Origin of the sequence: Acinetobacter sp. 1294596 (genome assembly GCF_000582925.1) — a bacterium.
GTDB lineage: Bacteria > Pseudomonadota > Gammaproteobacteria > Pseudomonadales > Moraxellaceae > Acinetobacter > Acinetobacter radioresistens.
On record NZ_JFCC01000060.1, the window covers coordinates 1 to 14,679 of the forward strand.

Annotated in this window: 15 protein-coding genes and 2 rRNA genes; 5 read left to right on the forward strand and 12 right to left on the reverse strand. The window is 38.2% G+C overall.

The window, feature by feature from the left end:
• Positions 1–1,529: electron transfer flavoprotein-ubiquinone oxidoreductase (locus tag J502_RS14600; RefSeq protein WP_034684832.1), on the forward strand; the 1,529-nt coding region annotated here is incomplete at its 5' end.
• A 1,173-nt stretch (positions 1,530–2,702) separates the two neighbouring features.
• Here J502_RS14600 and J502_RS14605 read toward each other — a convergent pair.
• Complete coding sequence (locus J502_RS14605) at positions 2,703–3,251, reverse strand: cytochrome b (protein ID WP_005014152.1); 549 nt, start codon at positions 3,249–3,251, stop codon at positions 2,703–2,705.
• Between the two features lie 829 nt (positions 3,252–4,080).
• On the opposite strand from J502_RS14605, the gene J502_RS14610 reads away from it, so the two are divergent.
• Positions 4,081–4,767, forward strand: a complete 687-nt coding sequence (locus tag J502_RS14610; protein ID WP_005014151.1) for a type 1 glutamine amidotransferase domain-containing protein — start codon at positions 4,081–4,083, stop codon at positions 4,765–4,767.
• A 177-nt stretch (positions 4,768–4,944) separates the two neighbouring features.
• Here the strand turns inward: J502_RS14610 and J502_RS14615 are convergent, their stop codons facing one another.
• From J502_RS14615 to J502_RS14625, 3 genes are all read right to left on the reverse strand, one after another.
• Positions 4,945–5,679 (reverse strand): ATPase, encoded by a 735-nt coding sequence (locus J502_RS14615; protein ID WP_005014150.1) that lies wholly within the window; start codon positions 5,677–5,679, stop codon positions 4,945–4,947.
• 2 nt (positions 5,680–5,681) lie between these two features.
• On the reverse strand, positions 5,682–5,942 hold the full coding sequence (locus tag J502_RS14620) for a hypothetical protein (protein ID WP_005026016.1): 261 nt from the start codon (positions 5,940–5,942) through the stop codon (positions 5,682–5,684).
• Positions 5,943–6,040: 98 nt separating this feature from the next.
• The gene (locus J502_RS14625) at positions 6,041–6,940 is read right to left on the reverse strand and encodes a LysR family transcriptional regulator (RefSeq protein ID WP_017401246.1); all 900 of its coding nucleotides are present in this window, start codon (positions 6,938–6,940) and stop codon (positions 6,041–6,043) included.
• A 114-nt stretch (positions 6,941–7,054) separates the two neighbouring features.
• Here J502_RS14625 and J502_RS14630 point away from each other — a divergent pair, with 114 nt between their 5' ends.
• Positions 7,055–7,477 carry a CidA/LrgA family protein gene (locus tag J502_RS14630; RefSeq protein WP_005026021.1) on the forward strand — a complete coding sequence of 141 codons (423 nt, stop codon included), beginning with the start codon at positions 7,055–7,057 and terminating at the stop codon, positions 7,475–7,477.
• Entirely contained in the window at positions 7,474–8,175 is a 702-nt protein-coding gene (locus tag J502_RS14635) for an LrgB family protein (protein ID WP_034684833.1), read from the forward strand. Before J502_RS14630 ends, J502_RS14635 begins: the two co-directional genes overlap by 4 nt.
• Here J502_RS14635 and J502_RS14640 read toward each other — a convergent pair.
• The 6 genes from J502_RS14640 to ybaK all read right to left on the reverse strand — a co-directional run bounded on the left by J502_RS14640 (position 8,172) and on the right by ybaK (position 12,893).
• Complete coding sequence (locus tag J502_RS14640; RefSeq protein WP_034684834.1) at positions 8,172–8,924, reverse strand: adenosylcobinamide-GDP ribazoletransferase; 753 nt, start codon at positions 8,922–8,924, stop codon at positions 8,172–8,174. The genes J502_RS14635 and J502_RS14640 overlap by 4 nt on opposite strands.
• Entirely contained in the window at positions 8,921–9,529 is a 609-nt protein-coding gene (locus J502_RS14645) for a histidine phosphatase family protein (protein WP_005026030.1), read from the reverse strand. Before J502_RS14645 ends, J502_RS14640 begins: the two co-directional genes overlap by 4 nt.
• Positions 9,530–10,582 (reverse strand): nicotinate-nucleotide--dimethylbenzimidazole phosphoribosyltransferase, encoded by a 1,053-nt coding sequence (gene cobT, locus J502_RS14650; RefSeq protein WP_034684836.1) that lies wholly within the window; start codon positions 10,580–10,582, stop codon positions 9,530–9,532. It abuts the gene before it with no gap.
• Positions 10,582–11,100, reverse strand: a complete 519-nt coding sequence (gene cobU / locus J502_RS14655; RefSeq protein WP_034684838.1) for a bifunctional adenosylcobinamide kinase/adenosylcobinamide-phosphate guanylyltransferase — start codon at positions 11,098–11,100, stop codon at positions 10,582–10,584. The genes cobT and cobU overlap by 1 nt, the downstream gene beginning before the upstream one ends.
• Complete coding sequence (locus J502_RS14660; RefSeq protein ID WP_034684839.1) at positions 11,082–11,729, reverse strand: 2'-5' RNA ligase family protein; 648 nt, start codon at positions 11,727–11,729, stop codon at positions 11,082–11,084. The genes cobU and J502_RS14660 overlap by 19 nt, the downstream gene beginning before the upstream one ends.
• Before the next feature lie 696 nt (positions 11,730–12,425).
• Positions 12,426–12,893 (reverse strand): Cys-tRNA(Pro) deacylase, encoded by a 468-nt coding sequence (ybaK, locus tag J502_RS14670; protein WP_005026046.1) that lies wholly within the window; start codon positions 12,891–12,893, stop codon positions 12,426–12,428.
• A gap of 144 nt (positions 12,894–13,037) precedes the next feature.
• Between ybaK and J502_RS14675 the strand changes: the two genes are divergently transcribed.
• Positions 13,038–13,649 carry a lytic transglycosylase domain-containing protein gene (locus J502_RS14675; RefSeq protein WP_416419386.1) on the forward strand — a complete coding sequence of 204 codons (612 nt, stop codon included), beginning with the start codon at positions 13,038–13,040 and terminating at the stop codon, positions 13,647–13,649.
• A gap of 322 nt (positions 13,650–13,971) precedes the next feature.
• On the opposite strand, the gene rrf is transcribed toward J502_RS14675, so the two are convergent.
• Positions 13,972–14,086, reverse strand: a 5S ribosomal RNA gene (gene rrf / locus J502_RS14680).
• A 190-nt stretch (positions 14,087–14,276) separates the two neighbouring features.
• Positions 14,277–14,679: ribosomal RNA gene (locus J502_RS14685) — 23S ribosomal RNA — on the reverse strand; the annotation flags it as partial.

Below are 14,679 nucleotides of genomic sequence, written 5' to 3' on the forward strand. Positions count from 1 at the left end.
TACTTGAACCCCGGGCCATGAATGAACTCTTCCCCGACTGGAAAGAGCTCGGTGCTCCGCTTAATGTCCCGGTGACTGAAGACAGAACCTTTTTCCTGCTCTCTGACACCACCTCCAAAGAAGCACCGCACTGGATGGTGCCAAAAACCATGCATAATGATGGCAACTACGTCATCTCGCTGGGCAATGTCGTACGCTGGCTGGGTGCCAAGGCAGAGGAGCTGGAAGTCTCGATCTTCCCGGGCTTTGCTGCATCAGAAATCCTCTACCATGAAGATGGTTCGGTCCGCGGAATCCAGACCGGTGACATGGGCATTGGCAAAGATGGACAGCCAACCCATAACTTTATGCCGGGCTACGAGTTGCTGGCCAAATATACCCTATTTGCCGAAGGCTGCCGTGGCCATTTAGGCAAGCGCCTGATCCAGAAATTTAACCTGGATAAAGATGCCGATCCGCAGCACTACGGCATCGGTATTAAAGAGCTATGGGAAATTGATCCTGCCAAGCACAAGCCGGGTCTGGTGATGCACGGTGCCGGCTGGCCGTTGTCAGAGACCGGTTCGTCTGGGGGCTGGTGGCTATACCATGCCGAAAATAACCAGGTGACTCTGGGCATGATTGTCGACCTGTCGTACAAGAATCCGCATATGTTCCCGTTTGCTGAAATGCAGCGCTGGAAGACTCATCCCCTGATCAGACAATACCTCGAAGGCGGTAAGCGGATTTCTTATGGCGCGCGCGCAGTCACCAAAGGTGGCCTGAACTCATTGCCAAAGCTGACCTTCCCGGGCGGCTGCCTCATCGGTGATGATGCCGGTTTCCTAAACTTTGCCAAGATCAAGGGTTCACACACTGCCATGAAGTCCGGCATGCTCTGCGGTGAAGCGGTGTTTGAAGCGATTGCCCGCGGTGTAGAAAAAGGTGGTGAAGTGGGCTATGCCCGTGCGGCTGAAGGCGAAGACTTCTTTGAAAAGGAACTGACTGCCTATACCGACAAGTTCAACCATAGCTGGCTGAAAGAAGAGCTGTACAGCTCCCGTAACTTTGGCCCGGCCATGCACAAGTTTGGCCAGTGGCTTGGCGGTGCATTTAACTTTATTGACCAGAATGTGTTTAAGGTTCCGTTTACCCTGCATGACCTGCTGCCCGACTTCAAAGCCCTGCAAACTGTAGAGGCAGAGAACTTTAAGCCGAACTATCCGAAACCGGATGGCAAGCTGACCTTTGACCGTCTGTCTTCTGTCTTTGTATCCAATACGGTACATGAGGAAAACCAGCCGTCTCACCTCAAGCTGGCTGATGCGTCTATTCCGGTTGAGGTCAACCTGCCGAAATATGACGAGCCGGCACAGCGTTACTGTCCGGCCGGGGTTTACGAGATTGTTCAGGAAGAGACTGGACCGCGGTTCCAGATCAATGCAGCGAACTGTGTGCACTGCAAGACCTGTGATATCAAGGACCCTTCACAAAACATCACATGGGTAACACCGGAAGGTGGTGGTGGTCCTAACTACCCAAATATGTAGTAGCTATTTTAGCTCTTCATTTATTATTTTTTAGGTAAATAAGCCCTCTAGAGGGCTTATTTAAATTAAAGCATCTGCAAGGGCCTACTTACAGAGCTCTGCTTAACCAGCTATATCAGATTTTCAATCTTTATACTTTGTAGCTCTTTAATTTATGTTTAATGCTTAATTTAAAATTACCAACCAGCTTTTAGATTCTCTACAGTTTTCTCATTCTGAGTTATATGCTGTACCCGTGCAGAAAAATAAGATTTAAGTTATCTTTTAAATTAAATAAATTCATATACTTGATTTACTAAAAACTATTTTATTTAAATACAGCGCACAAGGGATGCGAATAGAACAAATTTTTCTGATTTATTATGCTTTAACTCTATATCGCCACGAGTAGTATTAAAAGTTATTTATACTGTCATTCTGATTGATATTTACTTATTCTATTTTCTATCATCTATAAAAGAAAAATGGCAGGGTTCAGTTATCTTCCTTTCTCTATTTACTGCTTACCTAAACAATAAGTATTAATTGCACTATGCAATGTGTAATGGCAGCTAAGTTATAAGTTCATAAGATGTAAACAAGCGTTTAGCCAGTATTTTATATCGTTTTTTACTTTTTTCTTTTATTTACTTTCTATAGTCTGGATAAATTTTAAAACTACAAGCAGCATAGTTACTACAATCATTCAATTTATAAAGGTAATAAGACTTTACTATAGCTGCTTTTTCTCAAAAAAATCGATAGTTTTAGTTTGGTTTATAAATTCGGTATCAAATTGTGCTTTTAATTTCTGTTAGCAGAAGCTCTACTTGACCTAATAAAAATAACTATTTTGGCACAGTGCTTTCACTATTAAATTTTATGATTAGTAACTGATTATTATACGCTTTTTAGGGAAAAATTTAAATTAATTTAGTGGCCTGATAAAATTTGATCTTTAAAATTAAAAACCCGCTCATTTGAGCGGGCGTGTATTCAATTGCGCTGATTACACAAGATTTGCCTATTTAACAGACATTTCTATAATAAGATAGATAATGTTTTATTTATATACCTAAAAATAAATAACAGATTTGAATCTATTTACCTTTTAAATCATTTAAATATATATTTAATATTAAAAAAGCTTATTAGATTTAGCCTATTAGCTTAGATATAACTCATCTCAAGACTTCAATGGCCTATCATACTTTTCAGAATATGATCTTTATCAATAAAATGATGTTTTAAAGCTGCAAGTATGTGCCCGGCGACTAATAGACCTGCTCCCCAAGATAAATAGATATGTAAAGACTTTACTACTGCAAGTACCTCCTGATTTGGCTGAATAAGCGTCGGTAAATTGAATAAATACAATACAGGAGCAGGATGTCCAGCGGACCAGCTAAATAAACAGCCTGTAACAGGCAAAGCAATCAAGACAAGATATAAACCTAAATGTCCAGCATGAGCCGCTTTTTTCATCATGGGAGACATACTTGCTGGAAGTTCAGGTACGGGATGCGTATAGCGCCATAATATACGCATTACTAAAAGGAAAATAAGTATGGTCGCTATATTTTTATGAAGAGTAATAATATCGCCCTTAAAACCTCCATTAATTTCATAAGTTAAAAAATTTCCACTATAAAAACCTATAAGCCAAGCTGTAAGAAAAATAAATGCCATCACCCAATGCAGGATTTGTGCTGTACGGGTATAATAAACTGACGAATTCGCCATAAATATTCCTAAAGTTATTTTAAGCTCTTATAAAAAAATAGACAGAGAAGCATTTTTTCTGCCTATAGCCTGTTTTATTGAATTTTAATTATATTCTTGGCTGGATTAAACGAGAGCAAATAAAACACATCGTTTCGAAATTGAAATGCTTATCCTCTACATGAAGTTAAAATGACCAATGGTGAGATATTATTTATTATTCTAAATAATTATCTTTATTTAATTAAAACTAAATAGTACAAGCTAAGAATACCTGCTCCTATAATTATCCAACTCAAAATTACCAGCCATTGAAAGTGTTTGCATAAGTCTAGCGACTCATATGGAAATGCATGAAATAACCCAGCACTTCATAAAATGAATATCTTTAAACCTATACAGTAAACATTTCTAGAAAAAATCTTAGCCCAGTGTTCAACTGAGTATATGAGAATAATCAAAAGTAATAGATTGTTTATTCATTTAAAAAACCTATAAAATTCACTATAATTAGTTAACCAGTAATTTCCCAGCTCTGAACAAAAAATAAGCTATGAGTAAAGAAGTAATAAGAAAAGCAGGATCAAATGCAGAGGGCTGATCAGATATTTTTTAATTGAGAGGTCTAAAATGAAAATTTTAAACTTTTTATAAACTCATCTAAATTGATCATTTTATTTTTATAAAGTTTAGTGTTCCTTATCAAAAACAATAAAAATATCAATTCACCTGACTTACACTTTTAATGTGAAAAGATGCATAAGCTTACTTGAACATTAACTCTTTCACTTACAAGCTAATTCTGAACTTTCTATTTAAATTAATACTAGCGTTTACTCAGGATAAATTTATGAAAATTCTTATGGTTTTGACATCTCATAGTGCTTTAGGTAATACAGGTAAAAAAACTGGTTTCTGGTTAGAAGAATTTGCAGCTCCTTATTATGTCTTTAAAGATGCTGGAGCAGACATTACGCTTGCTTCACCAGCAGGCGGTCAACCTCCTTTAGACCCAAAAAGTGACGAGCCAGATGCACAAACTGAGGCCACTCAGCGTTTTAAAGCAGATCAGGAAGCACAACAGGCTCTGGCAAATTCACATATTTTGGCGGAAGTACAACCTGACCAGTTTGATGCAGTCTTTTATCCAGGTGGTCATGGCCCACTCTGGGACCTGAGCAATGATCAGAATTCCTTAAATATTCTGCAGTATTTTGATGAGGCACAAAAACCAATGGCTTTAGTCTGTCATGCTCCAGCTGTGCTTAAAAATTTGACTTCAAATGGTCAAAGCTTTGTAAAAGGTAAAAAAGTGACAGGGTTTTCAAATAGTGAAGAAGATGCTGTAGGCTTAACTGAGGTCGTACCCTTCCTTATAGAAGATGAGTTTAAAGCTCAGGGTGCGTTATATGAAAAAGGTCCAGACTGGCAATCTTTTGTGCTGGTTGAGGGGCAACTCATTACTGGACAAAATCCGGGTAGTTCTGAAGAAGCCGCTGTAAAATTACTAGAGTTGTTAAAACTAGAAAAAGCTTAAAACAACTTAGGCTATTTAGATATCAAAATAATTCTAGCTGTTCAAGTATCAGCTAGAATTTATATTATTTAGTATCGAAATCAAAAAAGTTGTCATAGCTATTTTCTTAGATTAGCTTTATTAATAAGCAGGCTAAGCTTGAAAGAAACTGAGCAATTCTATATATAAATAATATTATTATTCAAATTCACTTAAAACTTTTTCTGCAAACCACCGTGGGACTTCCAGTAATTCTGGGTTAACACGAAGTTTTTCCGCATTTTCTACTTCTGCAATAAATGCAGCTTTTTGTCCATTTGAAGAATTATCAAAAATATAGGTGCGGTCTGAAGCTTCTATAGCCTGCATCAGCAGATCCATACTCCGGTAGTAACGCTCACGGATTTTAATTTCAGGCACTGGATGCCCACCTTGGCTTACGCGATATTCAACTCTGGCAATATTAATATCAGGGTCAATTGTTGAGACATAATAAAGATAAGTGCGAAAACCCTGTTTTTGAGCTTCACGCAAGAACTCGATCTTACTGATATGTGACATGACTGTTTCAAAAGTAAAGCTTACTTTGAGTTCGATAAACTTTAAGCGTATGAAGTCGATAATACGGGCAGCTAGGTAAGAGTCCACCTCATCTGGCTGGAAGATAATATTTTCATCTGGCTCTATAATTGGAGAGGTACTAAGTAAGGGCCCGTTTTTACGCTTTTTGGTCTGTAAAAACTCAATAAGCTCTACTGCTTTTAAAGCTTGATGATAGCTCTTGAGATTACATCGACAGGTTTCTTTAAGCTCTTTTTCCAGCTCATCTGCATTTAAATAAGCCCCAATATAATGGGGCAATAAATATTCTTTAATCGTACTTTTACCGGAACCATTTGGACCGGCAAACATTCTGATTCTAGGTTGAGGCATATTTAAATAGCCGTTTCCTGTTTTTTACGCCGTTTCATTACCTGACGCTGCTGCGGCTGTATAGACTGATATGCATGTCCAGTATCTTTTAGAAAGACTTTTTCACCATCTGGCAAGTGTTTAACCAGTTTATGCTGCTCTGTATAAACGACTTCAGAAGAAGCACATGCCTGTTCAAATGCATTTCGAAATGCCTGTATTGCAAGTTTAGGAATCATTGCTTCCTCATGCATGGACATATTCATCATTGTAAGTGCTGACATTGATTCACCTCTGCGCCAATCTGTACGCATTTAGTTCATCTTATCACAAAGCTGAATTTTGTCTATTTTTACAGCTCACCATTTTAAATCTTATCTATTTATAGATGAATCAGCTGCCGGTTATCCTCAATAATATTTAACCATGCTCGAGTGGCAGCTGACATACTGACAGTAGAGTCCCAAGCCATGCTTAAAGTCCAGTTTAAAGAGGGCTCTTGTAAAATAGATATATTAAATTTAGCAGGATCAAGCTTATTACAATAAAGCTCAGGTAATAACGCGACACCCATACCTGACTCGACCATCTTCGCAATAAAATCCCACTGGCTACTTTTACAGATTACATGAGGTACGAAACCTGCCTGATGTGCAGCTTCAGTAATCATATTATTTAAACTAAAACTGTCATCGTAAAAAAGGAAATCTTCGGTTTTAAGCTCTGCAAGCCTGACTGTAGTCCTGCCCTTCCATATCGAGTTGCTCACGGAGAGTAAGCATAAGGAAGAATTAACCACCGGGATTGAATTAAATACCGGTTTCAATTCACCTAACAATATACCGACATCAACTGTTTTAGCTAAAATTGCCTGTTCTATACCATTTGCACCTACTTCTAGAAAATTCAGCTCAATTTCTGGATATTTTTGATGAAACAATGCAATAAGTGAGCTGAACAATACAGACCCTAAAGGCGGCAAGCCAAGAGTCAGCTTACCTTTCTGTAAAGATTGGATCTGCTGAATAGTATCAGTTATTTTTTTCTGTTCATCCAGAATAATTAAAGCATGCTGATAAATCTGCTCTCCAAGATACGTTAGTCTGATGTCACGTTTGCGGCCGGCTTTACCCTTCTTGAATAGCTCGCAGCCTAATTCGCTTTCAAGTTGGCCAATCGCTTTACTTACCGCAGGCTGAGTAAGAAAAAGCCGTTCAGCTGCCTGACTAAACCCTTGAGAACGCACAATTTCAACAAAAATTTTTAAAGCTTTAAACTCCATAAATAAATTATTCCAAATAGATATAATCATTTTTATATTATTCATAATTTAATATAAAAATTATATTTAAAATAGCGTAGAGCTTTTATTTTTATTTAAATTATGGACACCATCATGCGGTTACGGCTTTTCTATTCCTTAAAACTACTCATCCAGATTGGACTGTTATTTGTATTTTGGGGTATAGGATACTTACTGCAAAAGGTATTAAATTTACCGATCTCTGCAGCGGTGCTCGGGCTGATAATTACTTTGCTGGCTCTAGCAAGTGGAGTATTTAAACTTGAATGGATTAAAAAAGGTTCGGATTTTATTTTAAATGAACTGGTCCTGTTCTTTATTCCCTGTGTTATTGGTGTGATGAATTATAAGACACTCTTGCTTAATCAGGGGTGGCAGTTAATTGTAAGTGTCCTATTAGGTACTATTTGCGTTATGATAGTTACCGCCTATAGTATTTACCTAGGCTTTAAATTTGAACATTATTTAAAAGCTAAAAGACAGGTGCCAACTGATCATGCTGGAGAAAAAGCATGAGTACTACAGTTCTGGCTTATTTACTATTATTGCTGACCTTAGTCAGTTATTACTTTGCTAAAAGACTGTATCAGCAGTTTCCTTATTTACTATTATCTCCAGCTTTTTTTGTACCAATCGTACTGGTCACTGGAATGGTTTATTTTCATATTCCTTATACAACCTATATGCAGGAGAGTCGCTGGCTGGTATGGATGCTAGGCCCGGCCACTGTTGCTTTTGCCATACCGATTTATGAATACCGTAACATTATACGCGAACATTTATTTTCAATCAGTTTAGGGGTATTTGCGGGAATGTTAGCTGGTATTTTAAGTGCTTTCTATCTGGCAAGATTATTCAAGTTTGATGATGCTACCACTTATAGTTTAATGTCACGTTCTATTTCTACTCCGTTTGCCATAGAACTTACTGAACACGTAGGCGGTTCAGTAGAACTGGTCATTTTATTTACCATGATGACAGGCATTGCGGGAATGCTGTGTGGTGATCTAGTTTTGATCGCATTAAAACTCAAGTCCCATTTTGCACATGGCGCGGCTTTAGGCAATGCTGCACATGGTTTTGGTACTACCAAGGCTTATATGCGTCACCGTGAAGAAGGTGTAGTAGCCAGTCTGACTATGGTTTTAGCTGGCGTATTTATGGTGCTTGCCGGACCCTTTCTAATTCGGCTTATTTTGCGCTTAACAGGTTAAACCAAAGCTGGCAGGTAAAATACAGACAATGCACATGTTAATAAAATTGTGGTTTCACTTATTTCGATAGCTGCTCCTACAGTATCTCCAGTAATACCCCCGATGCGCTGAATAAATTTAAATCTTAAATAAAGCAGAGTGACGATTCCGCTTGCAAGTCCAATTGATCCGGCAAGACTTAAATAACACGAAAGAAAAGTAGTGATAATCAATATACTAAAAGCTATAGTGCGGGGTAAATATTCAGTTATAGCTGAACCCAAACCGGACTTACGCACATATGGAGTCGTCAAGAACAGAAACAATGGCGCTAAACGGCCCAAGAGTGGGATTAAAATAATCAAATCATATTGATACATTTCAATCAGCAAATATAAAGCAGCTAGCTTTAATAAACTGATTAATATCAGGCTTAACACGCCAATTGGACCACAATTTGGGTCTTTCATAATGTTTAAAGTTCGTTCTGGGTCACCAAAACCGCCAACCCAGGCATCAGCAGTATCTGCGAGTCCATCCAGATGTAAACCACCTGTGAGCCAAATCCATATAACTAGAATAAAAGTAGCTAGCACTAAACTGGGTAAGGCCTGTAAAACCAAAGTCAAGGCAAAAAGCAGGCCACCGATCATTAACCCAACCAGTGGATAAAACAGTAAGGATTCCGCATTCTGCTTTAGACTGGGCATCTGTTTTAATTTAATTGGAAAGACCGTCAAAAACTGTAAAGCAATCATTAAGCGAATCATTTTTCAGATGCTTCCAGTGCATATGATTGGGGATTATGCGGGTTTAAGTACAAAGTATGGAGCTGGCCTAATTCAGCCGGTATTTTTAAAAGATGATCTGGTGACTGATCTAAAGCCAGACATTTCATCAATTTAATTACGCCTCCATGACAAATAACCAGTACCTGTCGCCAGTTATTTTCTAACATTTGCTGATGAATAAGCTGGAAAGCCCGTTGAATACGATATTGAAATTCATGTAATGGCTCAGCTTCAGGCGGTGTATAAAATGAAGGTTTCTCCCAGAAACTGGCTAAGAGTTCAGGTTCACGTTGATAAATCTCTTCAGTACTGCATCCCTCCCATTGTCCAAAATTCATTTCTTTAAGGTCAGAATTGAGAATTAAGGGTAATTTCAGCTGTTGTGAGAGCTGTCTGGCAAAGTGTGAACAACGTATAAGTGTAGAGCTATAAATAGCCTGCCACTGAACCGGTTGTTGTAATTTTTCTAGAACTGCAAGCTGCATCTGTTGCCAACCTTCAGGTGTAAGTGCATCGTCAGTATAGCCACGTAAAGTATGTCCCAACTCAGTCTGACCATGGCGCAAAAGGTCTAGCTGTAACATCTAAACTTTTTCACCAATTACTGCTGCTTCGGCAAAAGTTGCCATTTGATTATGTAAAGCGCAAGCTAATTTAATTATACCTAAGGCAGCACCAGCACCGCTGGCTTCCCCCAACCGCAAGTTCAATTTTAAAAGTGGCTGGGCTTGGAGTTCAGCAAGTATACGCTGGTGGCCATACTCGGCAGACTGATGTCCAAATAGCATCCAATACCGTACTGCTGAATTCAAACGTACAGCACATAATGCAGATACTGAGCTGATAAAACCATCAACTATTATAGGTAAGCCAAGTTGTGCACAGCGTATATAAGCTCCTGTCATCGCTGCAAGCTCTAAACCACCTACAGCACTAAGAATTTTAAAAGCGTCTGATCCTGCATAACTTTTATGTAGCTCAATAGCCTGATCAATAACCTGCTTTTTATGAGATAACTGCTCTTGCCGAATACCGGTCCCTACACCTGTTAATTTCTCTGCCGGTTCATTCAATAATAGACATGCTACAGCTGAAGCAGAACAAGTATTTCCAATCCCCATTTCCCCGGCAACAAAGAGTGAAGCTTGCTCTGCCACAGCCTTCTCTACACTTTTTGCACCAAGTTCCATTGCCTGTTTACACTGCTCTTCGGTCATGGCAGTTTGTGTGGTAAAGTTAGCAGTTCCTGGCGCAATACAGTGACGTTCAACACCAGGATAATGATAAGGCTCCCCAACTGAACCGCAGTCAATTACTTTCAACTTGGCATTGTATTCTTTGGCAATAACGCTGATACATGCCCCACCTGTCATAAAATTTTGTAGCATTTGGCGGGTAACAGCTTGAGGATAAGCAGAAATATTCTCTTCCATCGCTCCATGATCACCAGCAAAAATTGTAATCCATGGGTAGTTAATCTCTGGACGTTCATTCCCCTGCAGGGCTGCTAAACGGACAGCAACCTGCTCTAGCTCTCCAAGAGAACCGGACGGTTTAGTCAGTTGCGACTGGCGTAGTTCAGCCAGTATTTTTATTTCTGTATTTGGCTGCTTACAAGGTTTTAACCACCAGTTCATTATTTTTCCTCTTTGAGTATTATGGGGAATCCAGCTACACAGAACACTACTTTTTGTGCGATTTGTCCAATCTGCTGGTGCAAACGTCCAGATTCATCTATAAATTTACGGCTGATGTTCCCCATCGGCACCACACCAAGACCTGTTTCATTACTGACCAAAATAATCTCGGACTTCAGATTTGGTAAAATAGTTAACAGCTTTTGACACTGACTCATCTGCAGTTCTGGAGCATCCTGTAACAACAGATTACTCATCCACAGAGTCAGGCAGTCAATCAGAATAAGTTGATTTTGAGCATCAATTTCTTGTAATTTTTCTGAAAGATATAAAGGCTCTTCAATTACTTGCCATTCTCGTGGCCGTGATTCCTGATGGTGCAAGATTCTCTCTTGCATTTCTTCATCAAGTGGCTGTGCAGTAGCAATATAAATAACATTTAGCCCGCTCTCTAGAGCTATTTTTTCTGCCAGCCTGCTTTTACCTGAACGGGCGCCTCCTAAAATGAGCTGTAACATATATGACCTAACTTAAAAGTAGTATGAGGATATAAAGGGCCTTGCAGAACTTTTGCCTGATAAGTTCCAAATATTAATTTAGATATATTTAAATTAAACTGATCTACTTTAAACTTCCCAATTCGATCCCATATTTGTTTTGCCGGAAAGGCATCACGATATAAACCTAATGTAATATGTGGATAATATTCTAAAGAAGCAATTTCTGGACAATTTAAATTTAAAGTTTGTCTTAACCGGCTAAGCCATTTTCCAGAATCTTCTATATCAATAAATAAAGCTGTTTCAAAACTATTTAATAGACCTGTTTTTAAACTGAATACAGGAGGTGAAAGTCTTTGTAGCTGTTGTAATTGTTGTCGAAATTGCACTGCACTAAAATCATCATCATAAAGTGCTACTGAATCATTCATTTTAAAGCCGCATATAAACAGTGTAATATGAAACTGGCGTTGGTTAGGCTCAAGCAGCAAATCCCGAAAAGATTCACAAATATTTTTTAAATTGGCTACTACTTCTGGATCAGTAATCTCGATATACCAGAGTCCGTATTCTTGGCGGCCATGATGCCACTCGGGATAATCCCGTGTAATGGTAGGAACCGTATATAAATCAGGCTTCAAAAACACGTTAGTTACACATCTATTACAACCCTGCTATTAAAGCATTTAATCATCAATTTTGCTTGGGTGAAATTTATGAAATAAGCTTTTTTCACTCACTATTTCAACAGTTTTTAAATATAAAACTAAGAAAGTCACCATAATGTTCAAATTAGCTCAGGCTGTGCATGTGAATCTTAATTCAAAAAGATTCCTCCATTCTGTCTGCTATTATTTGATAAACTCATGTCTATAAAAAGGAATACGATTATCTCTGGTGATCCACCCATGCAAATCTTTAGTAAAGCTGCCGCACGACTTAATGATTTTTTGTTATTTGATTGAAATTACTAACTAAAAAAATTTAGTTGTTCAGGAAAATGTTGGCTTCAAGCCATCTTTAATGAGATGCAAGAATTTAAAAAAGAAATCAAGCATCAAAGTGAAAGACGTATTGGTCGTGCAGAGTTCTCCAAATTATTAAATCTAGGGTCCGAAATACTAAATACACGAATTAGAGCAAGAAGATATAAAAAACCTTATAAAGATGGAAGGAAAAGGTTCTGGTTCTACTCTTATGTTCAATTTGTGATTCTTGATGTAGAATCAAATCATAAAGTCGCTTAATGCGGCTTTTATCTTTTTTATATGATCTGCATAAGTGAGTAACAATGTGAGTTAGACTTCAATATATCTTCAAATTAATAAGCTGAAATAAAGTGATTATTCATCAATAATATCAGCAAATTTAGCACCCAAAACCTGCGCTAGGTCATTAGGTTTAATCCCTATATCCAGCCCTCTTTTCCCACCACTTACATACATACATTCAAGTTCTGTAGCACTAATAGAGATAACTGTTTTTAATCTTTTTTTCTGACCAACGGGACTAATCCCACCTACTAAATAACCAGTTAGGCGTTCGGCATCTTTAGGGTCTGCCATATGTAGTTTTTTAGCTCCTACTACTGTAGCTATTTTCTTTAAGCTTAATTGATGGGCTACTGGTAAAACTGCGACATAATAATTTTTATCATCGGTGACTAATAATGTTTTAAATACTTCTTTAACTTTCAAGCCCAGTTTTTGTGCTGCTTCTAATCCAAAATTTTTAGTATGAGGATCATGCTCATATTCATGAATACTAAAATCAATTTTATTTACTTTTAATAGTCTACATGCAGGCGTCATTTTTTATTACCTTTAAATCAGTATATTTTATATTTTTATATTTAAAAATCCAGATTAGCTTAGGCTATTTTTAATATCTAATAATATATGAAAAATGTAGTAAAAAGTATAGGGTGCTTGACTGCCCTTATACTGCATCTTAATATGTTTTTCTATAAGTTTTTCTATAGTCGGTTATACATTTTGATTTTGATCAATTCTTCAAATGCACAATCTTTTAATAAAAAAAAATTTCTTATAAAAAACTTAATTATAATTACGAGCATTTTAATTATTAGTGGCTGTTCCTCCTTGGGAGGAGGCTCAGTTGCTAAACGTTCAGCCAAGTTAGCTATGGGCATACAAAAAGCTTATACGGTTGAAGCTGAAACAGCCAATCGGTTATCGCCTATTATTGTAGAAAGTGCAGATAAGTATGCAATCGATCCTTTACTTTTAGCAGCTATGATCCGTCAAGAGTCAAGCTATCGTAATTATACAATCTCACCAGCTGGTGCAATTGGTTTGACACAGGTTATTCCAAGATACTGGCAACAAAGTTGCCCTGGTGATCTTTTTGAAGAATATAATAATATCAATTGCGGTAGCTATGTTCTAGCAAACTACAATCAGGCAGCGGGAAGCTGGAAAAAGGCACTTGCTTATTATAACGTAGGCCCAACAGGTTATAACTCCAGTTGGAAAATGCGCCGTCAAGGAAAAAAGTATGCGAAACAAGTAAAGCAACATCAGAAAAATCTGAAGCAGGCTTTATAAGAGAAGCTTAATCTATATTTAAGTAATCACTTAAACAGTTTTGATAATAATTATATATTTGAAAAGTATAGATGCTTTTTAGGGGATTAAAAAAGTTGATAAAGCGAATATTAGCTGCATACTCTTATTTATATAAATTATGTTATTCCGAATAATAGTGTCATTGCTTATCTATAGAAAAAAATATCAACCTTAAAAGAACTAGAAGCCACTTAAACCGGACTATCAGCCATTGCCAGCATCGCGATGGCTAACTCTTTTTCTTTTACACCTCACGCATAAAAAAAAGCCCCCTCGATGAGGGAGCTTTTTTAGAATAATGAGCTGGCGATGACTTACTCTCACATGGGTAACCCCACACTACCATCAGCGCTAAGAGGTTTCACTTCTGAGTTCGGGAAGGGATCAGGTGGTTCACTCTTGCTATGGTCGCCAGCACAACTGTTGATGGACTTGTTCGGGTCTGATTTAACTGCGGTGCAGTATGTGCCGTACTTTAGTCCAAATGAGTTATTAACAGCGGGCAGATCTGGGTCTGAATTGTATGTTCCAGCATCAGGCTGAATCAAGGGATATTGCATATTTATGAATCGATTGATGCTTTGTATACAACTGTTTGGGTGTTGTATAGTCAAGCCTCACGAGCAATTAGTATTGGTCAGCTTCACATATCACTATGCTTCCACATCCAACCTATCAACGTCCTGGTCTTGAACGGCTCTTTAGGTGACATAAAGTCACGGGGAAATCTTATCTTGAGGTAGGCTTCCCGCTTAGATGCTTTCAGCGGTTATCCCTTCCGAACATAGCTACCCGGCGATGCGACTGGCGTCACAACCGGTACACCAGAGGTTCGTCCACTCTGGTCCTCTCGTACTAGGAGCAGATCCTCTCAAATTTCCAGCGCCCACGGTAGATAGGGACCGAACTGTCTCACGACGTTCTAAACCCAGCTCGCGTACCTCTTTAAATGGCGAACAGCCATACCCTTGGGACCTGCTTCAGCCCCAGGATGAGATGAGCCGACATC

Excerpts from the sequence above, each read along its gene's own strand:
- J502_RS14630 (WP_005026021.1), top strand. The coding sequence starts at position 7,055 with ATGCGGTTACGGCTTTTCTATTCCTTAAAACTACTCATCCAGATTGGA.
- J502_RS14635 (WP_034684833.1), top strand. The coding sequence starts at position 7,474 with ATGAGTACTACAGTTCTGGCTTATTTACTATTATTGCTGACCTTAGTC.
- ybaK (WP_005026046.1), bottom strand. The coding sequence starts at position 12,893 with ATGACGCCTGCATGTAGACTATTAAAAGTAAATAAAATTGATTTTAGT.
- cobU (WP_034684838.1), bottom strand. The coding sequence starts at position 11,100 with ATGTTACAGCTCATTTTAGGAGGCGCCCGTTCAGGTAAAAGCAGGCTG.
- J502_RS14675 (WP_416419386.1), top strand. The coding sequence starts at position 13,038 with ATGTTTTTCTATAAGTTTTTCTATAGTCGGTTATACATTTTGATTTTG.
- J502_RS14625 (WP_017401246.1), bottom strand. The coding sequence starts at position 6,940 with ATGGAGTTTAAAGCTTTAAAAATTTTTGTTGAAATTGTGCGTTCTCAA.
- J502_RS14645 (WP_005026030.1), bottom strand. The coding sequence starts at position 9,529 with ATGTTACAGCTAGACCTTTTGCGCCATGGTCAGACTGAGTTGGGACAT.
- J502_RS14640 (WP_034684834.1), bottom strand. The coding sequence starts at position 8,924 with ATGATTCGCTTAATGATTGCTTTACAGTTTTTGACGGTCTTTCCAATT.
- J502_RS14615 (WP_005014150.1), bottom strand. The coding sequence starts at position 5,679 with ATGCCTCAACCTAGAATCAGAATGTTTGCCGGTCCAAATGGTTCCGGT.
- J502_RS14620 (WP_005026016.1), bottom strand. The coding sequence starts at position 5,942 with ATGTCAGCACTTACAATGATGAATATGTCCATGCATGAGGAAGCAATG.
- J502_RS14605 (WP_005014152.1), bottom strand. The coding sequence starts at position 3,251 with ATGGCGAATTCGTCAGTTTATTATACCCGTACAGCACAAATCCTGCAT.
- J502_RS14610 (WP_005014151.1), top strand. The coding sequence starts at position 4,081 with ATGAAAATTCTTATGGTTTTGACATCTCATAGTGCTTTAGGTAATACA.
- cobT (WP_034684836.1), bottom strand. The coding sequence starts at position 10,582 with ATGAACTGGTGGTTAAAACCTTGTAAGCAGCCAAATACAGAAATAAAA.